Annotated in this window: 22 protein-coding genes and 1 riboswitch; of the genes, 17 read left to right on the top strand and 5 right to left on the bottom strand. The window is 64.7% G+C overall.

Annotation, left to right across the window (positions count from 1 at the left end; all coding sequences use genetic code 11):
• Positions 1–105: 105 nt before the first annotated feature.
• A complete protein-coding gene (locus tag H9638_RS05515; RefSeq protein ID WP_191746184.1) occupies positions 106–1,734 on the top strand; it encodes a PucR family transcriptional regulator in 1,629 nt (542 codons plus the stop codon).
• 4 nt (positions 1,735–1,738) lie between these two features.
• On the opposite strand, the gene H9638_RS05510 is transcribed toward H9638_RS05515, so the two are convergent.
• Genes H9638_RS05510 through H9638_RS05500 form a run of 3 tightly spaced genes read right to left on the bottom strand, consistent with a single transcriptional unit; the run spans position 1,739 to position 5,011 of the window.
• Positions 1,739–3,124 carry an NAD(P)/FAD-dependent oxidoreductase gene (locus tag H9638_RS05510; RefSeq protein WP_191746183.1) on the bottom strand — a complete coding sequence of 462 codons (1,386 nt, stop codon included), beginning with the start codon at positions 3,122–3,124 and terminating at the stop codon, positions 1,739–1,741.
• Between the two features lies 1 nt (position 3,125).
• Positions 3,126–4,550, bottom strand: a complete 1,425-nt coding sequence (locus H9638_RS05505) for an aspartate aminotransferase family protein (protein ID WP_191746182.1) — start codon at positions 4,548–4,550, stop codon at positions 3,126–3,128.
• Positions 4,547–5,011, bottom strand: a complete 465-nt coding sequence (locus H9638_RS05500; RefSeq protein WP_191746181.1) for an Lrp/AsnC family transcriptional regulator — start codon at positions 5,009–5,011, stop codon at positions 4,547–4,549. The genes H9638_RS05505 and H9638_RS05500 overlap by 4 nt, the downstream gene beginning before the upstream one ends.
• 247 nt (positions 5,012–5,258) lie before the next feature.
• On the opposite strand from H9638_RS05500, the gene H9638_RS05495 reads away from it, so the two are divergent.
• Genes H9638_RS05495 through H9638_RS05480 form a run of 4 tightly spaced genes read left to right on the top strand, consistent with a single transcriptional unit; the run spans position 5,259 to position 9,371 of the window.
• Entirely contained in the window at positions 5,259–6,470 is a 1,212-nt protein-coding gene (locus H9638_RS05495) for an ABC transporter substrate-binding protein (RefSeq protein WP_191746180.1), read from the top strand.
• Positions 6,471–6,474: 4 nt separating this feature from the next.
• Positions 6,475–7,818, top strand: coding sequence for an ABC transporter ATP-binding protein (locus H9638_RS05490; protein WP_404799631.1), 1,344 nt, complete (start codon positions 6,475–6,477; stop codon positions 7,816–7,818).
• Positions 7,778–8,563 (top strand): ABC transporter permease, encoded by a 786-nt coding sequence (locus H9638_RS05485; RefSeq protein ID WP_404799630.1) that lies wholly within the window; start codon positions 7,778–7,780, stop codon positions 8,561–8,563. Before H9638_RS05490 ends, H9638_RS05485 begins: the two co-directional genes overlap by 41 nt.
• Before the next feature lie 10 nt (positions 8,564–8,573).
• On the top strand, positions 8,574–9,371 hold the full coding sequence (locus H9638_RS05480) for an ABC transporter permease (RefSeq protein WP_191746178.1): 798 nt from the start codon (positions 8,574–8,576) through the stop codon (positions 9,369–9,371).
• Between the two features lie 13 nt (positions 9,372–9,384).
• Here H9638_RS05480 and H9638_RS05475 read toward each other — a convergent pair whose 3' ends face one another.
• Positions 9,385–10,137, bottom strand: a complete 753-nt coding sequence (locus H9638_RS05475; protein WP_191746177.1) for a DUF72 domain-containing protein — start codon at positions 10,135–10,137, stop codon at positions 9,385–9,387.
• 110 nt (positions 10,138–10,247) lie between these two features.
• On the opposite strand from H9638_RS05475, the gene H9638_RS05470 reads away from it, so the two are divergent.
• From H9638_RS05470 to H9638_RS05450, 5 genes are all read left to right on the top strand, one after another.
• On the top strand, positions 10,248–10,730 hold the full coding sequence (locus H9638_RS05470; RefSeq protein ID WP_191746176.1) for an SRPBCC family protein: 483 nt from the start codon (positions 10,248–10,250) through the stop codon (positions 10,728–10,730).
• 160 nt (positions 10,731–10,890) lie between these two features.
• Positions 10,891–11,877 carry an LLM class flavin-dependent oxidoreductase gene (locus tag H9638_RS05465; RefSeq protein ID WP_191746175.1) on the top strand — a complete coding sequence of 329 codons (987 nt, stop codon included), beginning with the start codon at positions 10,891–10,893 and terminating at the stop codon, positions 11,875–11,877.
• Between the two features lie 165 nt (positions 11,878–12,042).
• Positions 12,043–12,513 carry an acyl-CoA thioesterase gene (locus H9638_RS05460; RefSeq protein WP_225217011.1) on the top strand — a complete coding sequence of 157 codons (471 nt, stop codon included), beginning with the start codon at positions 12,043–12,045 and terminating at the stop codon, positions 12,511–12,513.
• Between the two features lie 147 nt (positions 12,514–12,660).
• The gene (locus H9638_RS05455; RefSeq protein WP_191746174.1) at positions 12,661–13,206 is read left to right on the top strand and encodes a DUF421 domain-containing protein; all 546 of its coding nucleotides are present in this window, start codon (positions 12,661–12,663) and stop codon (positions 13,204–13,206) included.
• Between the two features lie 230 nt (positions 13,207–13,436).
• Positions 13,437–13,640, top strand: coding sequence for a cold-shock protein (locus H9638_RS05450; RefSeq protein ID WP_055240158.1), 204 nt, complete (start codon positions 13,437–13,439; stop codon positions 13,638–13,640).
• Positions 13,641–13,911: 271 nt separating this feature from the next.
• Here H9638_RS05450 and glsA read toward each other — a convergent pair whose 3' ends face one another.
• A complete protein-coding gene (gene glsA / locus H9638_RS05445; RefSeq protein WP_191746173.1) occupies positions 13,912–15,726 on the bottom strand; it encodes a glutaminase A in 1,815 nt (604 codons plus the stop codon).
• A gap of 210 nt (positions 15,727–15,936) precedes the next feature.
• Between glsA and H9638_RS05440 the strand changes: the two genes are divergently transcribed.
• The 7 genes from H9638_RS05440 (at position 15,937) to H9638_RS05415 (ending at position 21,684) form a co-directional block, all read left to right on the top strand.
• Positions 15,937–16,140, top strand: coding sequence for a cold-shock protein (locus H9638_RS05440; RefSeq protein ID WP_055240160.1), 204 nt, complete (start codon positions 15,937–15,939; stop codon positions 16,138–16,140).
• Positions 16,141–16,296: 156 nt separating this feature from the next.
• Positions 16,297–16,422, top strand: a riboswitch (SAM riboswitch).
• Positions 16,423–16,450: 28 nt separating this feature from the next.
• Complete coding sequence (locus H9638_RS16940; RefSeq protein ID WP_263599409.1) at positions 16,451–16,576, top strand: hypothetical protein; 126 nt, start codon at positions 16,451–16,453, stop codon at positions 16,574–16,576.
• Positions 16,573–16,998: a PIN domain-containing protein gene (locus tag H9638_RS05435; RefSeq protein ID WP_191746172.1), complete on the top strand. Its 426-nt coding sequence runs from the start codon at positions 16,573–16,575 to the stop codon at positions 16,996–16,998. The genes H9638_RS16940 and H9638_RS05435 overlap by 4 nt, the downstream gene beginning before the upstream one ends.
• Before the next feature lie 90 nt (positions 16,999–17,088).
• The gene (locus tag H9638_RS05430; protein ID WP_191746171.1) at positions 17,089–18,393 is read left to right on the top strand and encodes an Nramp family divalent metal transporter; all 1,305 of its coding nucleotides are present in this window, start codon (positions 17,089–17,091) and stop codon (positions 18,391–18,393) included.
• Between the two features lie 202 nt (positions 18,394–18,595).
• Positions 18,596–20,086 (top strand): serine/threonine-protein kinase, encoded by a 1,491-nt coding sequence (locus tag H9638_RS05425; protein WP_225217010.1) that lies wholly within the window; start codon positions 18,596–18,598, stop codon positions 20,084–20,086.
• A 42-nt stretch (positions 20,087–20,128) separates the two neighbouring features.
• Positions 20,129–20,524, top strand: coding sequence for a YchJ family protein (locus tag H9638_RS05420; protein WP_191746170.1), 396 nt, complete (start codon positions 20,129–20,131; stop codon positions 20,522–20,524).
• 134 nt (positions 20,525–20,658) lie between these two features.
• Positions 20,659–21,684: a zinc-binding dehydrogenase gene (locus H9638_RS05415; RefSeq protein WP_225217009.1), complete on the top strand. Its 1,026-nt coding sequence runs from the start codon at positions 20,659–20,661 to the stop codon at positions 21,682–21,684.
• Positions 21,685–21,846 lie beyond the last annotated feature (162 nt).

The following is a 21,846-nucleotide window of genomic DNA, read 5'->3' as shown; positions in this document are numbered from 1 at the left end:
TGCCCAAGGGTGTGACACCACGGACATTGCCAACCTGTCAGGAAATATTGATGGATCTTTACGCTTTGTAAGGACGGGTAGGGGAAGAGCACCTAGACTCGCGGCATGAGTCTGACCTTGGAGGACGTGCTGGAGCTCGACGTCGTGCGTGCCGGAGCTCCGGAGGTGCTGTCGGGACAAGAGTTTCTGGGCGCCCCCGTGCGCTGGGTGCACGTTGCCGAGCTGGCGAGCCTGGCGGACCTGCTGGAGGGCGGGGAACTGGTTCTGACCACCGGGCTGGCGTTTGGTAGTTCGGCGGCGGAAGCGCGTGACTATCTGGCCGGGCTGCAGGCTGCAGGAGCGGCGGGGGTCATCGTGGAAATCCTTGCCGGCCGTCCGGCGGACGCGGCAGCCCTGGCTGCAGCCGCGGCGCATACGGACCTGCCCGTGGTCCGGCTGCACCGCCGGATCCGGTTCGTGGAAGTCACCGAAGTGGTGCACCGGCGCATCGTCGCGCGGCAACTGGAACAGGTGGAGAAGGCGCGGGAAGTCCACGAGGTGTTTACGATGCTCAGCCTGCAAAGCGCCGGAGTGCAGGAAATTGTTGACCGTGCCGGGCAGCTGCTCGGGTCCCCGGTGGTGCTGGAGGACAGCTCCCATCTGGTGGTCGCGTTCGCTCCCGGGAACGTTCCGCCGCAGGAGCTCCTGCAGGACTGGCAGGGCCGCTCCCGCGCCGTGCACCGCAGCGGGGAAACGGCCCGGACGGGGGCCGGGGGCTGGCTGCAGACCCCGGTGGGCCTGGGCAGCCAGCACTGGGGAAGGCTGGTGGTTCCCCAGGCCTCGGCCTCCCCGGAAGCCGCGGCCGAGGCCTCAATGGTGCTCGAACGGGCAGGCCAGGCCCTGTCCATCAACCGGCTCGCCGAGCGGGACCAGGCAGGCCTGGCCCAGCAGGCCAAAGCGGGGCTGATCCATGAACTGCGCTCGCCCCGGGGGCCGGAGGAGGATGAAGTGATGACCCGTGCGGCTGCGCTGGGGCTGCCTCCTTCACCGGCCTATCTGCCGCTGGTCCTGCAGCTGGATGCCGGCAGCGGCAAGGATCCGATGTCGATGCAGCGCAAGGAACGGGCCCTGCTGGAACTGCTCGATGGTGTGCTGGCCTCCACCCGGAACTCCGCCCTGGCAGCAGCACTGCAGACCGGACAGGTGGCGGTACTGCTGGCCCTGCCCGCGCGGATGCTGGAAGACAGTGTGCTGGAACGTCTGTGCGGAGACCTGGCTGGGCGTTCCGCAGCCGCCGCGGAACCGCTGCTGTGGACGGCGGGGGTGGGCCGCGCCCGGTCTGCGCTGGCCGATGCCGCCGCCGGATTGGATGAAGCGGCCCACGTGGCGCAGACCGCCGGCACCATGCCCGGCAGCGGGAAGCGGTACTTCCGCTCCACCGATGTGCGGCTGCGCGGTCTGCTGGCCCTGCTGCGCGAGGACTCCCGTGCGGTGTCCTTCGCTGCAGCGGAACTGCGCGGGATCCTGGAGGAGGGTGCGGAGGAGGACCTGGTGCTGCTGCAGCGGTTCCTGGAGTGCGGCGGCAATAAAACGGAGCTGGCCCGCAGTGGCTACCTCAGCCGCCCTACGCTCTACGCCCGGCTGGACAAGTTGGAAGCGAAGCTGGGGGTATCCCTGAACGATCCGGAATCCCGGACCTCGCTGCACGTAGCCGTGCTGCTGCGCCAGCTGCAGTCGCTTCCAGCCGCGGTGTAGTCCGCTACCGCCCCGAAACCAGGTCCGCGGCCTTGGCGATGGGCGACGTCGTCGCCCGCCCGCGGTTTTCGGCACGGTCGGCCGCGTAATACGCCGCGTACATGGACTTCACCCCGAGCCAGCGCAGGGGTTCGGGTTCCCAGCGCCGGACCTTCCGGTTGACCCACGGCATCCGGGTCAGTTCGCTCTCCGGGTCCAGGATCAGGTCCCGCAGGGTGCGGGCTGCGAGATTGGTGGCCGCGACGCCGGTGCCGACATAGCCGCCGGCCCAGCCCAGCCCGGTCTCCGGGTCCAGCCCCACGGTGGCTTTCCAGTCGCGGGGGACTCCCAGCACACCGGCCCAGGCATGGTCGATGCGCGCCGCTGCCGCTGCCGGGAACATGTCCCGCAGCAGTGCCGTGAGCTTGGCGATGGTCTCCGGCTGGGTCGCGCCGTCGCTGTCGGTCCGGGAGCCGAAACGGTAGGGCACGCCGCGTCCGCCCAGGGCGATCCGCCCATCACCGGTGCGTTGGGCGTACATGTACGCGTGCGCCATGTCGCCCACAGTGTCCATGGAGCTCCAGCCAATGTCATCCCAGACACTGTCCGGCAGCGGTTCGGTGGCGATCATGGAGGAGTTCATCGGCAGCCATTCCCGGTGGTGGCCGCGCAGGTTGGCGGTGAATCCCTCGGTGGCGCGCAGAATGTACCTGGCACGCACGGTTCCCCGCGGGGTCACGGCCCTGCCGGGAAGGATTTCGCTGACGGGGGTGTCTTCGAAGACAGGCACGCCCAGGGCTTCGACGGCGCCGGCCAGGCCCCGGACCAGGCGCGCCGGATGAATGCGCGCGCAGTGCGGGTGGTGGATGCTGCCCAGAGCGCCGGCGACGTTGAGCCGCTCGGCGGTTTCACCGGCATCGAGCAGGCGGGTACCGGCCTCCGGCCACTGGGCTTCCTCGGCGGCCAAGGCCCGCAGCCGGCCGAGCTGGGCCCGGTTACGGGCAACATTCAGCTCCCCGCCCTTGGCGATTCCGGCGTCGATTCCCTCAGCCGCTGCCACCCGGATGACCTCGTCCACCGTGCCGTTCAGCAGCTCCTGAAACCGCCCGACGACGGCGCGGCCATGGGTTTTGACGTACTGTCCGCGCCCGCCGGTGATGGAGTTGGTCAGCCAGCCGCCGTTGCGGCCGGAGGCGCCAAACCCCGCGAACCGGGATTCAAGAACCACCACGGACAGGTCCGGGCGGGCCTGTTTCAGGTAATAGGCGCTCCACAGCCCCGTGTAACCGGCGCCGACGACGGCGACATCCGCCTCCAGATCCCTGTCCAGGCCGGGACGGGGATCGGGAAGGCCGGTTTCGGCAAACCAGAAGGAGACGTTGCCGTTCACGGGAGCTGTGGAGAGCGCCATATCAGAGGTGGTTCAGGCCTTCTGTGAGGACTGAACGCAGGATCGATTCGATCTGGTCGAACTCCGGCTGGCCGATGGTCAGCGGCGGAGCGAGCTGAATCACCGGATCCCCCCGGTCGTCGGCACGGCAGTAGAGGCCGGCGTCGTACAGGGCGGTTGAAATATAGCCGCGCAGCAGCCGCTCGGATTCCTCGTCAGAGAAGGTCTCCTTGGTGGTTTTGTCCTTGACCAGTTCAATGCCGTAAAAATAGCCCTCGCCGCGCACATCGCCGACGATCGGCAGATCCTTCAGCTTCTCCAGCGTGGCGCGGAAGGCAGGAGCATTGGTCTTCACACGGTTGTTGAGGTCTTCACTGTCGAAGAGGTCCAGGTTGGCCATGGCGACGGCGGCGGAGACCGGGTGCCCGCCGAAGGTGTAGCCGTGGTAGAAGGTGGTGTCTCCCTTGGCGAACGGCTCGAACAGGCGGTCCGACGCGATCATGGCACCGAGCGGGGCATAGCCGCTGGTGATGCCCTTGGCACAGGTGATGATGTCCGGCACGTAATCAAAGTCGGTCGAGGCGAACATCGAACCAATCCGGCCGAAGGCGCAGATGGTTTCATCGGAGACCAGCAGGACGTCGTACTGGTCGCAGATTTCCCGGACCCGCTGGAAGTAGCCGGGGGGCGGCGGGAAACACCCGCCGGAGTTCTGCACCGGCTCCAGGAAGACGGCGGCCACGGTGTCCGGTCCTTCGAATTCGATGGCTTCACCGATGCGGTCCGCGGCCCAGCGGCCGAAGGCTTCCGGGTCCTCCAGGCCTGCGGGGGCACGGTACTGATTGGTGTTCGGCACGCGGAACGCCCCGGGAACCAGCGGTTCGAAGGGAGCCTTCATGTCCGGGATGCCGGTGATGGACAGGGCGCCCTGCGGCGTGCCGTGATAGGCGACCGCACGGGAGATCACCTTGTGTTTGGTGGGTTTTCCGGTGAGCTTGAAGAACTGTTTGGCCAGTTTCCACGCGGATTCGACGGCGTCACCGCCGCCGGTGGTGAAGAAGACCCGGTTCAGGTCGCCGGGAGCCCCGGCGGCCAGCCGCTCGGCGAGGTCGATCGCCGGCGGGTGGGCGTAGGACCACAGCGGCATAAAACTCAGTTCGCGGGACTGGCGGGCCGCCGCCTCGGCCAGCTCTTCCCGGCCGTGGCCCACCTGGACGGTGAACAGTCCGGCCAGGCCGTCAATCAGTTCGTGGCCGCGGTCATCGTAGATCAGGTGTCCCTTGCCGCGCGTGATGATGGGAACGTTGCCGCCGGATACCGGGCCCGAGTGGCGGGCCATGTGCATCCACAGATGGTCGCGGGCCGCCTGCTGGCGGTCCGTTCCGCGCGGGGTTGTTGACGAAGTTGAAGACGGCGTGGAGGAAGGCTGGACTGTTGTTTCGGTCATCTGGTGCCCCAGTTGTAGGCCTGCTTCCGCAGGGAGAGATACATAAAGGTTTCAGTGCTCGAAACGCCTGGAATGCCGCGGAACCGGTTCACCAGCAGCAGCAGGTCCTGGTCGTTCTCGCACACGACTTCGGCCAGCAGATCGAATGAGCCGGCCGTGACGACGCAGTAGTCCACCTGGTCGATGGCCGACACCAGGTCAGCCACCGCCAGAACATCTCCGTGGACCTTGATGCCCAGCATCGCCTGCCGTGGGAATCCCAGCTGCAGGGGATCCGTCACGGCCACAATCTGCATCACGCCGCTGTCCGTCAGCTTCTGGACCCGCTGCCGTACCGCGGCTTCGGAGAGGCCCACGGCCTTACCGATCGCAGCGTAGGAGCGGCGCCCGTCTGCTTGCAGCTGCTCGATGATCGCCTTGGAGATGTCGTCGACAGAATGGCTTCCAGCTGCGGATTCCATAGTCTTCTTCACCTCCTGATGCGGATTCACCGGCTCGCGGCGTGCGAGTGGTTGCAATTCAATCTTTTATTTCGTTCGAAATCAAGGCTTTTGGAAACTGAAAACATGTCTCATTGGCGGATTATTTTCGGAAACCGTGGTGTAACAAAACTTTTACAACGAAAACCTTGTAGGTGCGGAATTGCGTCTGGCACTATCGATCAACAACAACCCGTCCGCAGTGCAGTTGTGCCAGCAAGGAGTTCCAATGTCGAAGCGCCCCGTGACCGATCCGATGCTCAGGAGCATCATCAACTCCCAGCTTTCCCGCCGCAAGCTGCTGCTGGGTGCGGGCGGCCTGTCAGTCGCGGGCATGCTTGCCGCCTGCGGAACCGGGGGAGGGACGGGAGGCTCGTCCTCGAAACCCAGTCCCGCGGCGGATGTTTCCGATTCGGAAAAGACAGTGAGCTGGGCCAACTGGACGCTGTACCTGGACTACGACGACTCCACCCAGAAATACCCCTCATTGGAAGCCTTCTCGGCGGCCACTGGAATCAAGGCAAGCTATTCCGAGGATGTGGACGGCAACGACACCTATTTCGGCAAGGTCCAGGGACAGCTGGCGGCCGGCCAGGACATCGGCCAGGACATTGTGACCCTGACAGACTGGATGGCGGCCCGCCTGATCCGCCTCGGATACACCCAGGAACTGGACCTCGCGAACATCCCCAACTCCAAGAACCTGCTTTCCACCCTGCAGAACGTGGATTTCGACCCGGGACGCAAGCACTCGCTGACCTGGCAGTCCGGGTTTGCCGGAATCGCCTGGAACAAAGAGGCATTCCCCAAGGGACTGAAGACGGTCTCCGACCTCTGGTCGCCGGAGCTCAAGGGCCGGGTGGAGGTCCTGGACGAGATGCGGGACACCATGGGCCTGCTGATGCTGGACAACGGAGTGGACATCACCGGCGACTGGGGAGACCAGGAATTCGAGAATGCCCTGGACATCCTTTCCAAGCAGATTGCGGACGGACAGATCCGCCAGGTGAAGGGCAACTCCTACAAGGAAGACCTCATCTCGGGGGATGCCCTGGCCGTCATTGGCTGGTCGGGTGACATTACCCAGCTGAACTTCGAGGAAGGCGATAAATGGGAGTTCGCCATCCCCGAGGCAGGGGGAACCCTCTGGTCGGACAACCTGCTGGTGCCGATCGGCGCCACGCACAAGGCCAACGCCGAGAAGCTCATGGATTACTACTTCGACCCGGTCAATGCGGCCACGGTGGCAGCGTACGTCAACTTCATCTGCCCGGTTGAAGGCGCACGGGAGGCCATGCAGGACATCGATCCGGCCCTGGTCGAGAACCCGCTGATCTTCCCCACGGATGACTTCCTGGCCAGCGCCCACGTTCTGCGGACACTGACTCCTGATGAAGAGACTGACTACAGCGACCGCTTCCAGACCGCGATCGGAAACTAGCGCCATGAGCACCACTGAGCTTTCCCGGGAACCGGGTGCGGCACCGGGCGGTACCGGCGCGGACCTGGTCCTGTCCGGGATCACCAAACGCTTCAGCGACTTTACCGCCGTCGATAACCTCGACCTGGTGATCCCGTCCGGTTCCTTCTTCGCCCTCCTGGGCCCCTCCGGCTGCGGAAAAACGACGACGCTGCGCATGGTCGCCGGCCTGGAACAGCCCACCGCCGGCAGCATCAGCCTGGGCGGCAAGGACATTACCGGCACCAGTTCCTACCAGCGTCCGGTGAACACGGTCTTCCAGAACTACGCCCTCTTCCCCCACATGAGCGTGCTGGACAACGTGGCCTTTGGGCTCAAGCGCCGCAAGGTCCGGGACGCCGAGGCCCAGGCCAAAGCCGCCCTGGAACTGGTGGAGCTCAGTCATCTGGCCGCGCGCCGCCCGGCCCAGCTCTCCGGCGGGCAGCAGCAGCGTGTGGCCCTGGCGCGCGCCGTGGTGAACCAGCCCGCCGTCTTGCTCCTGGATGAACCGCTGGGAGCCCTTGACATGAAACTGCGCCGCCAGATGCAGGTGGAGCTGAAGAAGATCCAGACCGAAGTGGGGCTGACTTTTGTGCACGTCACCCATGACCAGGAGGAAGCCCTGACCATGGCCGACACCGTGGCCGTGATGAACCATGGCCGCGTAGAGCAGATGGGCCCGCCGCAGGAACTGTATGACCTTCCGCGCACGGCATTCGTCGCGAACTTCCTGGGCAAGTCCAACCTCATGCCGGCCACGGTGACTTCAGAAGCAGGTGAGTTCCTGCAGCTGGACGTGGCAGGAAACGCGCTGACCCTGCTAAAGGACCGCGCCACGGACCACAGCGGCCGGATCCTGGTAGGGATCCGGCCGGAGAAACTGCGGATGGAAGCGGATCTGGCCAGCTCGGCGCAGGATGCCATCCGGGGCGTTGTGCTGGATGCGTCCTTCACCGGAGCCAGCACGGAGTACCTGGTCGAGGCAGAGGGGATCGGCACGGTGGGGTTTTCACGCAGAACCACGGCGGTGCCCTGTTTGCCGACGGCGACCGGGTCCGCCTGGCCTGGGATCCCACGCATGCCTTCGGCCTCAGCGGAAGCGAGGACCGGCAGGCCGGAGCCGGAGAGGACGGTCTCTGATGGCACTGCTGGCCACCGGCAAAGCCAGCGCCGGTGCCGACACCGGCCCCAGCGCGGCCGAAGAGGAAGCGGGCAAACGGCGCGGCCGGGTTGGCTACCTGCTGATCCTTCCCGGCTTTATCTTCCTGCTCCTGTTTTTCGCCCTGCCGGTGGTTTCCCTCCTGGCGACCTCGCTCTACATCAAGCCTGAGGGGGCCGACGTCGGGCAGTTCGTGCCGGCGCTGGAGTTCGGCAACTACGTGGTGGTCCTCCGGGATTACTGGCCCGCGCTGCTGCGTTCCTTCGCCTTCGCGCTGATCGCCACCGTGGCAGCCCTGGCCATCGGCTACCCGATGGCTTACCTGGTGGCTGTCCGGCTGCGGGAACGGAAGCTGCTCAAGGGCATCCTGCTGGTGCTGATCATCGCGCCCTTCTTCACCAGCTTCATCCTGCGCACCCAGGCCTGGAAGCAGATCCTGGCCGATGAAGGACCCGTGGTTTCGGTGCTCCGCTCACTGGCCCTCCTGCCGCCGGACGGACGCCTGACCGCTACGGCGTTTGCCGTGATCTGCGGCCTGACCTATAACTTCCTGCCGTTTATGACCCTGCCGATCTACGCCAACCTGGAACGGCTGGATACCCGGCTGATCGAGGCGGGCGGGGACCTCTACGCGAACGGTTTCACCACCTTCCGCAAAATCACCTTTCCGCTCTCCCTGCCGGGCGTGATGGCCGGCACCCTGCTGACCTTCATCCCCGCTACCGGCGACTACGTCAACGCGGCTCTGCTGGGCAACAACCAGAACACCACCATGATTGGCCAGGTTATCGACTCCCGGTTCTTCCGGGTGGTGGATTACCCGGGAGCGTCCGCACTGTCCTTCCTGCTGATGCTGGCGATCCTGTTCCTGGTGATCCTGTACGTCCGCCGTTTCGGCACCAAAGAACTGATGTAAGGGACCGACAATGAAACAGAGACTTGGCCGCTGGCTGGTGCCGGTGTTCGGAGGACTGGCCTTCCTTTTCCTGCTGGTTCCCATTGCGTATGTCTTCGCCTTCTCCTTTAACGACGCCGGCCGCACCAACCTCACCTGGCGCGGCTTCACGCTGGAGAACTGGAAGAACCCCTGCGGGGCCCCGGATGTTTGCCAGGCTTTGGGCAACAGCCTGCAGATCGGGTTTATTGCCACGGTCCTGGCCACCACGCTCGGAACCGCGATCGCCATTGGACTGGTCCGGTACCGGTTCAAGTTCAACGCGACGGCGAACATGCTGATCTTCCTGCCGCTGGCCACCCCGGAAGTGGTCCTGGGCGCATCCCTGCTGGCCCAGTTCCTGAACCTCGGAGCCGAACTGGGAATGGGCACGGTCATCCTCGCCCACACCATGTTCTGTATCTCCTTTGTTGTGGTGACAGTCAAGGCCCGGGTTGCCAGCCTGGATCCGAAACTCGAGGAGGCCGCGGGAGACCTTTACGCCTCTCCGGTCCAGGCGTTCTGGCGGGTCACGTTTCCGCTGCTGCTGCCCGGCATCGTCGCAGCCGCGCTGCTCGCCTTCGCCATGAGCTTCGATGACTTCATCATCACCAACTTCAACTCCGGCAACGTCGATACGTTCCCGAAGTTCATTTACGTCGCCGCCACCCGGGGAATCCCGGCACAGGCTAACGTGATCGGCTCGGCCATGTTCATCCTCGCACTGCTGGTGGTGATCGGCGGCCAGGTCCTCTCCCACCGGCGGGCGAAAATGCTCGCCGCCCGCTGACCCCGGCCGGCAATTATCCGGCCTGGGGATTTCCGGTGAGGGCCAGCAGTTCCCGGAGGCGCCGCGCGTTGTGCACCGCGGCGCCTCCGCCGTCGTTATTGAAGTACGCATAGACTTCCCGTCCGGAATCCTCCCATTCCCGGATCCTGTCCGCCCACCAGCGCAGGTCCGCCTCGGAATAGGAACCGGCGTACAGGACGTCCGGATCCGGTCCGTGCAGCCGGACGTAAACGAAGTCCGCGGTGGCTTCCAGCAGGCAGGGAAGCTGTGCTCCGCTCATCACACAGTAGGCAGCGTTGTGCTCCGCCAGCAGCCCAAAGACCTCCGGGACGTTCCAGCTGGCATGCCGGAACTCGACGGACACCCGGATATCCGGGGACAGCGCCGAAAGCACCCCGGCGAGCCTGCCGTCGTCGCGCTCCAGATCCGGCGGAAGCTGCAGCAGCAGCACACCCGCCCGGTTTCCCAGCTCCTGCCAGCAGCGGGTGATCCGTTCGATCCAGACGACCGGATCACGCAGTTTCCGTGCATGTGTCAGGCCGCGGGGCGCCTTGACGGAGAACTCGAAACCGGGCGGCAGACGGTCCCGGTACCTGGCGAACGCCTCTTCCCGTGGCCAGCGGTAGAAGCTGCCGTTGAACTCCACGGTGTCAAAGCGGTCCGCGTAGTGCTCCAGCCATTTGGCGGCCGGCAAGCCCGGCGGATAGAACTCATCCCGCCAGTGTTGGTAGGACCAGCCGGAGGTTCCAATGCGCAGCCTGCTCACCCAGCCAAGGTACCCCTGCCGGGGGAAAACCGGGCGGAGTGCCGTGCCTGCCGCCAAGAGCGGACGCACACTTAAAGGGAACACAGCTGCTCCTCGAGGAAGGGCGCGCCATGGCACAGCCAGCAGAATCCGATTCCCGCCGGGCAATCTATCTGGAGATGGTGCGGAGTTTCGCCGCCGAACCGGCAGCGGTCTACAACGCCTGGGCTGACCTGGCGCATGCCACGGACTGGTGGGGACCTGAGGGCTTCATCGTCCCGGCAGACCGGGTCAGCGTCGACGACCGTGAGGGCGGAAAATACAAGGCCTGCATGATCAACACCATTACCGGGGAGGAACTGTGGTGGGGCGGCACACTCGAACGGCTGGACCCGCCGGAGCATCTTTCGATGACCCAGCAATGGGAAGAACCGGATGGGACCCCGGCCAGCAACCTCACCCTGATCACGGTGGACCTGGAACCGCACAACGGCGGAACGCAGATGACCTTCCGGCAGGGCCCGTTTCCGGGAGCCCAGGACCGCGACGGACACGAGAGCGGCTGGAGCCAGTCCTTCCACCGGCTCTCGAACTTCCTGGCGCGTCAGAAATGACCTGGTGCCGGGATTCACACTGCGGTTGAAATAAGCGGGAGCCTCCCGCGGTTGAACCCTAAGCCCGTTCGGACACCTAACGCTGTTCCAGCGGACCGTCCGCAGGATTCAACCTCCTGCGCTCACGGGCAGAAAAAACCGCACAACGAAAGGCCATTCCATGCCGTATCCGCTCTCCATCCTCGACTTCGCTTCCATTGAAGAGGGCGGGACCGCTTCGGAATCCTTCCGGGACAGCCTTGCCCTCGCCCAGCATGCAGAGAATCTGGGCTACCGCCGGATTTGGTACGCCGAGCACCACAACATGCCGACCATCGCGTCCTCGGCCACCAGCGTGCTCATCTCCTACATCGGGGCCAACACCTCCTCGATCCGGCTCGGCGCGGGCGGCATTATGCTTCCCAACCACGCCCCGCTGACCATCGCTGAGCAGTTCGGCACCCTGGAATCCCTGTATCCCGGGCGCATCGACCTCGGTCTGGGCCGGGCGCCGGGCAGCGACCAGAAGACCATGCGCGCCCTGCGGCGGGATCCGATGTCCGCTGACAGCTTCCCGCGCGATGTCCAGGAGCTTCAGGGCTACCTCACCGGGAACAGCCTGATCCCGGGCATCGACGCGATCCCCGGTAAGGGGACCAACGTGCCGCTCTACATTCTGGGTTCCTCCCTGTTTGGTGCGCGCCTGGCCGCCGCACTGGGCCTGCCGTACTCCTTTGCCTCACACTTCGCGCCGCAGGCACTGCAGGACGCCGTCGCACTGTACCGGCGCGAATTCCAGCCTTCCGCACAGCTGGCGGAGCCGTACGTCATTGCAGGAGTCAATGTGCTCGCTGCCGATACCACCGAGGAAGCGGAGGCCATCTTTGCGCAGTCCCAGCGCCGCCGGGTCACCCAGCTGCTGGGCAAGGACCGGACGTACACGGACGAAGAAGCGGACCTGGTGCTCGAATCGCCCGCCGGCCAGCACATCAAGATGATGGGCCACTATTCCGGCGTGGGAACCACAGCCCAGGTCCGGGACTACCTCGACTGGTTCGGCGAGCATGCCCAGGCCGACGAACTGATTGTCGCGACGCACGCCCCCTTGGAGCAGCGGCTGCGCTCCTTCACGCTTCTGGCTGACATCATGCAGCCCGCCGAGGCATAACCGCCGCCCCGGCCGGGTACTGCACCCGGCCCGGCTACTGCACCCGGCCCGGCTACTGCACCCGGCCCGGGTACTGCGCGCCCGCCCGGGCCTGAAACAGTTGTGGCCCGGGCCGGCGCGTAACGCCGTCGGCCCGGAACCGGAGCCTGTGCCAAAATCGGATCCATGACGATCCCTTCCCATGTCATCCGCGTGAACGTGCCCATGCGCTGGTCGGACATGGACGCCTACGGCCACATCAACAACGTGGAAATCCTCCGCATGTTGGAAGAAGCACGCATCCTGGCTTTCGGTCCGCCCGGCGGCACCGGTGCGCCAGGCACTGAACCGCCCATCGCGCTCTTCAACTCGGTCCCAGCGAACACACAGTCCTTGATCTCCGAACACCGGGTGAAGTACCTGGCGCCGCTGGAGTACCGCAACATCCCGGCCAGCGTCGATATCTGGGTCAGCTCCGTCAAGGCAGCGAGCCTGAGCATCTCCTATCTGGTGTCTGATCCGGTGATGGGGGTGCCGTGCGTCAAGGCGGAAACCGTCCTGGCTTTTGTCGACGGGGTATCCGGCCGGCTGCTGCGCGTGAGCGAGGAACAGCGCGAGCTGATCCGCCCTTGGGCCGGGGAATCCGTTTTCGGCTGACAAGCAGTCTGACAAGCAGCCTGAACAAGCAGCCTGAACAAGCGGGACCTGGGCAGGGAATACCTGCAGGAAGCGCTGCCCCGGGCAGGGGGCAGCGGGCTAATCTGGGCTGACGGGGGACCAGGTGCACCTGTTAGGAGACCCACCGTGTGGCACAGCCTTGGTATTTCGCCCATTGAAGCGCTCTGGGTCGTCATCTCGGCCCTGGGCATCTATCTCGCCTTCTACCTTTTAGTCCGGGGTTTTGGGCAGCGTGCGCTGGCCAGCTGGTCGACCCTGGACAAGGCGATAGTCATCGCCCTGGGATCTGTCCTGGGCCGGGTGGTGCTGGGATACACGCCTACGCTGACCGCAGGCATCATCGGGTTGGCCACCATGTTCGGGATGCTGCGGCTGGAAGCCTACCTGCGGCGGACAAAGCGCGGCGCGTTCCTGAGCAGCAGGCCGATCCTGCTGATGGCCGGCGACCAGGTCCTGGCTGACGGACTGCGGCAGGCCAAGATCCAGGAGGACGAGGTGTACTTCAAACTCCGGCAGGCAGGGATCAGGAACTTCTCCGAGATTGCCCTGGTCATCCTGGAACCCACCGGGGATGTCAGCGTGCTCCGCCGGGGGCTTCCGATCGACAGGGTTCTCCTGCGCCGGGTCCGTGACCGCACGATGATCCCAGCCGAACTGCTGCAGCCGGAGTGACGCCGGGACGCCTGCCGGGACGCCTGCAGGACGGGCAGGGAAAAGCGGGACTAGCACCCCCGGGGAAAGTCGTGTATAGTCTTTTTCAGTTGTTGTGTTGCGCGTTTTGTATTTCAAGCGGCGAAACCCAGACGGGCTAGCCGCTTTTTCTGTATAAGCGGTAAAAACGGACACCGCGACTGAAACCCCCCGAAAGTCGGGAACGGTTTCGAGCAGAAGGAAGTATTAAAATGGCTACAGGTACCGTGAAGTGGTTCAACTCCGAAAAGGGCTTCGGCTTCATTGAGCCGGATGACGGCAGCGCCGACGTCTTCGCTCACTACTCCGCTATCAACTCCAGCGGCTACAAGTCCCTCGAAGAGAACCAGAAGGTCTCCTTCGACACCGAGCAGGGCCCCAAGGGTCCGCAGGCCACGAACATTCAGGGCCTCTAATTTCAGAAGCCTAGACACCGCCGTAAAGGCAGGTATCTAAAAAGAAGAGCAGGACGGGCAACCGTCCTGCTCTTCTTGTTTAACGTCCTGCTCTTGTCTACTCAGTTCGTCCTGGTGGATGAGTCCTCATCATGAGGCAATGCCGCGTCCCCTTCGTCCCCTGAGGAACGTCCTGCGGCTGGCAGGATCAGACGACGCGGACCCGCCAGGCAGGATGCGGCGGCGCGCGGCCCGCCACTGGACAGGGCAGGCGCGCCCGCGCCGCCTCAGGCTAGTCCTGGACCCGCACCGCCGTCTCACGCAGATACTGCTCAACCCTTGTGTAGGCGTCCTGCGTCAGCGCACGCCAGAACTGCATGGCCAGCCGTGGTTCGTCGGCTTCCATCCGGGCGATCTCCTCCGCAGGCAGCCGCCATACCTGGACCTCGCCGTCGGCTTTCACCGTGGTTTCCTGGCGCTTGTCGTCGCCGAGTGCCATCTCGCCGAAGGTCATGCCGGCGCCCAGCCGGTTCAGCTTCACCTTTTGCCCGTCAGGCCCGGGCATCAGGGTCTGCACGTATCCGGAGCTAATAAAGTAAACGCCGCTGAACCGCTGGCCGATGCGGCGGATCACCTCGCCGTCGGCATAGGAGAGTTCTTCCATCCGCCCGGCCAGATCATCGGCGGCCTCCTGCCCCAGCGGAGCCAGTGCGGGGGAGTCCGCCGGGAGAATCCGCTCCGGCTGGACCAGATCCGCGCCGTAGCGCGTCAGGAGCTCATCCTCACACCATTCCACCGCAGCGGAGCGGGTTTTGAAGGTGAGCACCGGGTGGCCGTGCTCCGTGAGGTCGGCGGCAACGGCACCAGCCGTATCCACCACCGCCAGCTGCCTGCCCGACTCCGTCAGCATCTGTGCCGCCTCACCGAACATCCGCAGGGCCACCCCGGAGACTTCGTCCACGCTGCGCAGGTCCAGCACCACCAGTTCGACGTCGTCCTGGAGGGAGGAGAGCTCCCGCACCATCGCTTCGGCTCCGGCAAACAGCAGATCGCCGTTGAGCTCAAGGATGTGGGCCCGGTGCGCGTTCGTGCGGAGGACAGCCGCAGCATCCTCGCTTCGGCGGATCCCCGACGGCGTGGTCCCGATGTCAAAGGCGGCCCGGAGCGCCGAACGCCCGGTCCGCCCGGCCCGGACAAAGTGCAGTTCCAGATCATGGGAGAGCCGCTGGCTGACGGCGACCCCGCGGACGCTGCTCCCGTGGGCATCCAGCGGGGGAGAGTAGACGGCCAAGCCGATCTGGCCGGGCAGCACCGCGATGGTTCCGCCGCCCACCCCGGACTTGGCCGGCATCCCGACGCTGCTCATCCACGCGCCGGCATCGTCATACATGCCGCAGGTCGCCATGACCGAGAGCACCCGTTCCACCGGGGCGATATCCAGCACCTGCTCATTACTCAGGGGATTCCGCCCGCTGTTCGCCAAAGTGGCGGCCATCATGGCCAGGTCCAGGGCCGTCACCATCACCGAGCACTGCCGGAAGTAGTCCTCGATCACCGGCGTCGGGTCAGATTCGATGATGTCGAAGCTGCGCAGCAGATAGGCCAAGGCGTGGTTGCGGTGTCCGTATTTCAGCTCGGACTGGTAAATGCGTTCGCTGACGGACAACTGGCGGCCCGCGAAGGCCGAATAGGTATTCAGGATGCGTTTGAAACGGGAGTTGCCGCCGGAACCGCGCACCAGGGAGGTGGCCGTGAGGGCTCCTGCATTGATCATCGCGTTTGCCGGGCGCCCGGTTCCTTCGGCGAGCGAGATTTCGTTGAAGGAATCTCCGGAGGGCTCGACGTCGACCTTCGCATCGACGTCATCCATGCCGCGGTCAGCCAGCGCCAGGCCATAGGTGAAAGGCTTGGAGATCGACTGGATGCTGAATTCCTCGCGGGTGTCACCCACCTCATAGACGTAGCCGTCAGCGGTGGCGAGGACGATTCCAAAGCGGTCCGGATCAACATTCGCCATGGCAGGAATGGAGCTGTACGGTTTGCCGTCCTTGAGGTCGGAAATCTCGGCGTGGATGCGCTGCAGGTAGTGCTCGATCGGGGAGTCCATCTTTCCAGCGTAGGGGAGTCGATGGACCCGTGACGCTGCCCCGGCCGCTGTGTATACTAGCCGCAGTTGTTGTGTTGAGCATTTTGTATCCAAGCGGCCGAAACCCAGATCCAGGGCAAAGCCGCTTTTTTTGTAGAACGCCGTAGACGGCACAGCAACTGGAAGCTCCCCGACGGTCGGGGATGTTTCGCCTCAGAAGGATGATTAAAAATGGCAACTGGCACCGTGAAATGGTTTAACTCTGAAAAGGGCTTCGGCTTCATCGAGCCCGACGACGGCAGCGCCGATGTTTTCGCCCACTACTCCGCCATCAACGCGAGCGGCTACCGCTCCCTCGAAGAGAACCAGAAGGTTAGCTTCGATACCGAACAGGGACCGAAGGGCCCCCAGGCGGTAAACATCCAGCCTGTCTAATCAAGGCTTGCGGCCCCTTTCACGGGCCAGCTGGACACAGATGCAGGACGGTTTTCCGTCCTGCATCTGTGGTTTAACCGCCCGGACCGGCCGGAATGTTTCGTAGGAAATGTAACGGAACACACATCGTCCAGAATCTGGTTATACTTCCTACAGCTTCAAGAACTGCGGCCGCCAAGCTCCGACTTGGCCGCATACCAACCCCACGCTCGTTGGGTGGTTCGGATGAAGAAGCGGCCTGCACTCGCCCCAGCGGCAACCGGTGCCAGGCAAGAGCACGCCGAAAGGACCGGCGCACGGCGCCGCACCCATGGACACTACTTTTCCCGCACTTCAGTCCCTTCACGCAGTGAGCCTCCAGGAGTACGAAACCCTGGTCAGCGGACGGGAAGCCTTCATCAGCTTCCTGCTCGGCGACCCTGTCGCCGCAGTATGAGCACTCCGGCTGGGCTGCTCCTTGATACACCGGTGGTTGCGGAGGTGCGTGGATCTTCACCAGACCCCGGTGTTGTCGCCTTCCTGCGCAGCCGGAGCCACCTGCGCATCTTTGTCTCTGCCCTGACGCTCGCGGAGCTGGACTCGCAGGAGAGTCCTGACGGATGGCTCGACGAATTCATCCACCGGTTCTCCGGGAACATACTCCCGGTCAGCCATCACGTGGCGGTGGCGTGGCGGTCGCTGCCGCAGGCACCGTCGGCGGAGACCAGTGACGCACGGGAGGCTTTCCGTTCCCTCATAGCGGCGACCGCCATTGAGGCCGGGTTGACCATAGTGACCCATGAAACCGGGGCCTACGAGGCCTACGGCGCGCCCGCAGTTAGCCCGCTCAGAAATTTCGGCGCCGCACAAGGGGTGTGAGAGAATTCATTGTCCCGGGTGAGCCCCGGCACATTTTTGCCGCGGCTGCTGCCACGCCGTGGCCTCTCGCACGATAGGAATCCCAGGCCGATGGCTGAGAATAACGCCCGCGCGGGTGCCGTTCCGCACTCCGAACGCGTAGATGACGACGGCGGCGCACCCGCTAAATGGAAGATTGTTGGCCCCGGGCTTGTGGTTGCCGCAACCGGTGTCGGCGCGGCGGACATGGTTGCCACCCTTGTTGCCGGCTCACGCTACGGCTATGGGCTGTTGTGGGCCGTTATCCTCGGCGTCATCCTGAAGATCATCCTGGTCGAAGGGGCCGGACGTTTCACACTGGCCACCGGTAAGACCATCTTCGAGGGCTGGCGCTCCCTCGGGCGCTGGACCACCTGGTACTTCGGCCCGTACATCATGATTTGGGGCTTCGTCTACGGAGCGACGGCGATGTCCTCCGCCGCGCTTCCCCTTGCCGCCGTGTTCCCGGTCCTCCCGCTGTGGGCCTGGGCCATCCTGATGGGGCTGGCCGGCTTCGTGATGGTCTGGTTCGGCAAATACGCCACCTTCGAGAAAATCACCGCGGTCCTGGTGGGCCTGATGTTCGTCTCGGTCGTCGGCCTTGCCGTCATCGCGCTGCCGAATATCCCGGAGATGTTCAAGGGTCTTGTCCCGGTCATTCCGGAGGGTGGTGTCGTTTACACCCTGGCGCTGGCCGGTGGTGTCGGCGGCACTATCACGCTCGCCGCTTACGGCTACTGGCTCCGCGAAAAGGGCTGGTACACGCCCAAGTGGATGAAGGTCATGCGCATTGATAACTCCATGGCCTACGTGATGACCGGCATTTTCGTGGTCGCCATGCTGATCGTGGGCGCGGAAGTTGTCCGCACCGCCGGCATTTCGCTCAGCGCCGGCGACGAAGGCCTGCTGGATCTCTACGGCGTACTGAAGGTGGAGTACGGAGATTTCGTGGGCACCGGATTCCTCGTGGGATTCTGGGCTGCATCTTTCTCCTCGATCATCGGTGTGTGGAACGGTGTCTCCCTGATGTTTGCCGATTTCTGGGGCAACATGCGCGGCAAGGAATCAGGACACCCGGACACCCGCGTCGGCGGTAAGTACTTCAAGTTCTACGTCCTCTGGCTGACTTTCCCGCCGATGATCCTGTTCGCACTCGGACAGCCAATCGGCCTGATTCTGGCCTACGGTGTCCTGGGATCCCTGTTTATGCCGTTCCTGGCACTTACCCTGCTGGGGCTGCTTAACGGCAAGCGGATTCCCAAGATCTACGCCAACCGCCTGCACACCAACATCGCCCTGGGAATCACCGCCCTGCTGTTCATCATCCTGGGACTGCAGCAGGCTTGGAAGGCACTGGCGCCGGTCTTCGGCGGCTAACGAATGTCCTTCCCGCACATGGCCGCAGGCCACGTGCGGGACGACGCTTAAACTGCCCTGCCGGGGTCAAACACGGCAGGGCAGTTTAGCGTATTCAGGGGACTTTCACGAGGGAAAAACCCGGTTCAAAAATAAGTACGCGGAGCCCATCTACGTGCTGCAAACCACCCGTTACTCTTAAGTGGCGAGAGAAGGTTGCAGCATGGAAATCAGCGCAGCGGGTGGCCTGAATCGTCTGATTGCGGGCCGTTACCGACTCACCGAACCCATAGGCCACGGTGGCATGGCCACCGTCTATCGAGGACAGGATGAAGCTCTCGGCCGCGACATTGCGGTGAAGCTCTTCCGAGCCAGTGCTGTGGACCCCGACGACGTCGAGCGCCAGGACACGGAAATGCACCTGCTGGCCTCCCTCACACACCCCGGGCTGGTCACCCTGTTTGACGCGGGCAAGGACGACGCCGGCCGTGACGACGGTGCCGCCGGCGAGCCGCGCGCGTTCCTGGTCATGGAGCTGGTTGACGGCCCGGATCTTCGAAAGCGGCTCCGGGATAACCCCGTCCCGGCGGCCGACGCCGCATATATCGGAGCGGAGCTGGCTGGAGCGCTGGCATATATTCATGCCCGCGGTGTTGTGCACCGGGACGTGAAGCCGGCCAATATCCTGTTGCCGCCCGCCATCGCAGGGACTGCGCCCCGGGCAAAACTCACCGACTTTGGAATCGCCCGGATGGTTGACGGGGCCCGCATCACGGCCACCGGCGCGACCCTGGGAACCGCAAATTACCTTAGCCCTGAACAGGCCTCGGGCAGCTCGGCCTGCGCCTCGTCGGACATTTATTCGCTCGGACTGGTGCTGCTGGAAAGCGTGACGGGACGGATCGAATTCGGCGGCAGCGCTGTGGAAGCCGCCGTCGCACGACTGAGCCGCGACCCGGAGATCCCTGCAACGCTGGGACCGCAGTGGCGGTCGCTGCTGTCCGCCATGACGGCACGCACACCGGAGGACCGGCCCACGGCGGGGGAGGTTTCCGCGTCCCTGCTGGACTTCCGCTGGGCGGGTGCAGCCGCAGCGTTCCGCCGTGCCGCTGATGACGGAGTTCCTGGGCCGGCCCAGGATGCCGCAGAGACGATTGTGTCCGGGGCGGTCTCGGGAACGGCTGGAATTGCAGGAACCCGTGGAACAGCAGGAACGGGTTGGCCAGCAGGAACGGGTGGGCCAGCAGGAACGGGTGGGACATCTGGAACGGGCAGCACAGATGCGGAGCCAGGCCGGGAGGCGTTGAACCTTCCGGTGTCAGCAGTGCCTGCACCCGCTGCAGAGCAGGCGGCCGCCGCCCTTGCGGACGGCGACGGACCCGGTCACCCGGATGTCCATACGCCGGCGGCTCCGCAAACACCTCCCTCGATTGGCTTGCTACCGGTTTCCCGGCCTGCAGGACGGCGGAACGGCGGGCGGTGGAGAGCCAGTGGATCACGCGGTGCCGTCCAGGGATACGCAGGTACCGTGCGTGTGCCTCCCAGCCGTGCGGTCATTACCGGCCGGGCCTTGCTTGCCGTCCTGGCCATGACCGTGCTCACCGTCGCCGTCGTCCTGGCGGCCGGCCGGGTGGGCGCTGCGGACCAGAGCCGGTACCCGCTTCATCCCGGACACGTCAGCGGAACATCCCCGCAGCCAGTCAGTCCGCCGTAGACCGGTTTATGCCTGGGACCCGGAGTCTCGCATACTTGAGGAATGACTTTCCCGGTGCTGAACTCCTCCGACCGCTGCCCCTGCCTCAGCGGAGAAACCTATGGCGGATGCTGCCACCGCTTCCATGCCGGCAGCGTCCCCGCGCCGACGGCGGAAGCGCTCATGCGTTCGCGGTATACAGCCTTCGTGACCGGAGACAGCAGCTACCTCCTGCGCACCTGGCATCCAAGTGCGCGTCCAGCCAGGCTGGACCTTGATCCCGCGCGGGTCTGGCGGCGGCTGGACATCATGTCCACCCAGGCAGGCGGCCCCCTGGACTCCACCGGCGTCGTGACCTTCGCGGCTCACTACCGCGAGGACGATGCTCCGGGCGTCCAGAGTGAACGCAGCAGTTTTCTCCGGGAAGCGGGCCGCTGGCTGTATGTGGATGGTGAGTAGCCGGCTGGTGCACTCTGGCTCTTGCGGGCCCATCTACAGGCGCCGTGGGTTTTGGTGCGATTGTTACGCAGGCAGATAATGAGGTTCTGCGGCCGCGCCCGCGGCGCAGTTTCCACTGTTATAAGAGGTTTGCAATGTCTAACGGCACTACCCGGATGATGATCGCCGGACGCCTGAATGTCGAAACCGGAAAGTTTTCCATGCAGGAAGTTCCGGTGCCGGACCCCGGCCCCGGATTCGTCCGGATCAAGGTGGGCGCGGCAGGCGTCTGCCTCTCGGATGTCCACCTGATCCAGGGGCTGCTCCGTCCCAAATTCCTCCAGGGCGATGAAGTCACGCTTGGCCATGAAGTGGCCGGGACGGTGGATCTTCCCGGGCCCGGCGTCACCTCGGTGACGGCGGGGGACCGGGTTGTGGTCCAGGCAGGCTATGAGCACAACGGCGTGACTCTCACCATGGGAGTGGACTACGACGGCGGCTGGGCTGAGTACCTGGTGGTTCCTGCCGGTGTGCTGGTCCCGCTGGGCGACCAAATACCGTTCGACCAGGCGTCGATCATCCCGGATGCCGTCTCCACCCCGTGGGGTGCCATCTCCTCCACCGCAGATGTGCGCGCCGGTGAAGCCGTGGGTGTCTGGGGTATCGGTGGGCTGGGTGCGCATGGGGTCCAGCTGCTGCGGCTCATCGGAGCCGCGCCGATTATTGCCGTCGATCCGATCCCGGAAGCACGGGAACGCGCCCTGTCCTTTGGCGCCGACTACGCCCTGGACCCTGCAGCAGGGAACTTCGCAGAGGCCATGGCAGCCGCCACCGGCGGGCGCGGACTGGACGTCGCACTGGATTTCGCCGGGGTTGACGCGGTCCGGACTCAGGCCCTCGACTGCCTGGGCCTGCGCGGACGGCTGGTTCTTGTAGGCCTGAGCGGCAAGCCGATGACCATCCACGACAGCACGGACTTCTCCTACGCCCGCAAGCAGATCCGCGGGCACTATGGATCTGAAGCGCACCACGTGCCGCAGCTGGTATCCCTGGCCCGGCTTGGACGCCTGGACTTTGCCAAGTCCGTCAGCGCTCGGATTCCGCTTGCCGACGCTGAGCAGGCCGTCAAATCCCTGGATGCCAAGGAAGGTAATCCGATCCGGCTGGTCCTGATCCCGTAGACCACAACCAGCGGCTGCGGGGAGCCTTCCTCAACCGTGGAAGGCTCCTCGCAGCCGCTGGGTTGCGTTTCATGACGCGTTCGGGCCGGGGTTATGTTACCGACGTGTTAAAGAGTTGCCTAATAAGCAATTTTTGATGTTTAGTAGTCACACTCGCGTCGC

Origin of the sequence: Arthrobacter pullicola (assembly GCF_014836875.1) — a bacterium.
In the GTDB taxonomy this organism is placed as follows: domain Bacteria; phylum Actinomycetota; class Actinomycetes; order Actinomycetales; family Micrococcaceae; genus Arthrobacter_B; species Arthrobacter_B pullicola.
The sequence above is the reverse complement of the archived record's forward strand: the minus strand, read 5'-3'. Positions and strand labels throughout refer to the sequence as shown.

Coding starts and splice junctions, on each gene's coding strand:
- H9638_RS05435 (WP_191746172.1), top strand. CDS start 16,573: ATGAGCACTCCGGCTGGGCTGCTCCTTGATACACCGGTGGTTGCGGAG.
- H9638_RS05430 (WP_191746171.1), top strand. CDS start 17,089: ATGGCTGAGAATAACGCCCGCGCGGGTGCCGTTCCGCACTCCGAACGC.
- H9638_RS05500 (WP_191746181.1), bottom strand. CDS start 5,011: ATGGAATCCGCAGCTGGAAGCCATTCTGTCGACGACATCTCCAAGGCG.
- glsA (WP_191746173.1), bottom strand. CDS start 15,726: ATGGACTCCCCGATCGAGCACTACCTGCAGCGCATCCACGCCGAGATT.
- H9638_RS05465 (WP_191746175.1), top strand. CDS start 10,891: ATGCCGTATCCGCTCTCCATCCTCGACTTCGCTTCCATTGAAGAGGGC.
- H9638_RS05415 (WP_225217009.1), top strand. CDS start 20,659: ATGTCTAACGGCACTACCCGGATGATGATCGCCGGACGCCTGAATGTC.
- H9638_RS05425 (WP_225217010.1), top strand. CDS start 18,596: ATGGAAATCAGCGCAGCGGGTGGCCTGAATCGTCTGATTGCGGGCCGT.
- H9638_RS05460 (WP_225217011.1), top strand. CDS start 12,043: ATGACGATCCCTTCCCATGTCATCCGCGTGAACGTGCCCATGCGCTGG.
- H9638_RS05490 (WP_404799631.1), top strand. CDS start 6,475: ATGAGCACCACTGAGCTTTCCCGGGAACCGGGTGCGGCACCGGGCGGT.
- H9638_RS16940 (WP_263599409.1), top strand. CDS start 16,451: ATGGACACTACTTTTCCCGCACTTCAGTCCCTTCACGCAGTGAGCCTC.
- H9638_RS05440 (WP_055240160.1), top strand. CDS start 15,937: ATGGCAACTGGCACCGTGAAATGGTTTAACTCTGAAAAGGGCTTCGGC.
- H9638_RS05450 (WP_055240158.1), top strand. CDS start 13,437: ATGGCTACAGGTACCGTGAAGTGGTTCAACTCCGAAAAGGGCTTCGGC.
- H9638_RS05510 (WP_191746183.1), bottom strand. CDS start 3,124: ATGGCGCTCTCCACAGCTCCCGTGAACGGCAACGTCTCCTTCTGGTTT.
- H9638_RS05505 (WP_191746182.1), bottom strand. CDS start 4,550: ATGACCGAAACAACAGTCCAGCCTTCCTCCACGCCGTCTTCAACTTCG.
- H9638_RS05470 (WP_191746176.1), top strand. CDS start 10,248: ATGGCACAGCCAGCAGAATCCGATTCCCGCCGGGCAATCTATCTGGAG.
- H9638_RS05420 (WP_191746170.1), top strand. CDS start 20,129: ATGACTTTCCCGGTGCTGAACTCCTCCGACCGCTGCCCCTGCCTCAGC.
- H9638_RS05495 (WP_191746180.1), top strand. CDS start 5,259: ATGTCGAAGCGCCCCGTGACCGATCCGATGCTCAGGAGCATCATCAAC.
- H9638_RS05480 (WP_191746178.1), top strand. CDS start 8,574: ATGAAACAGAGACTTGGCCGCTGGCTGGTGCCGGTGTTCGGAGGACTG.
- H9638_RS05515 (WP_191746184.1), top strand. CDS start 106: ATGAGTCTGACCTTGGAGGACGTGCTGGAGCTCGACGTCGTGCGTGCC.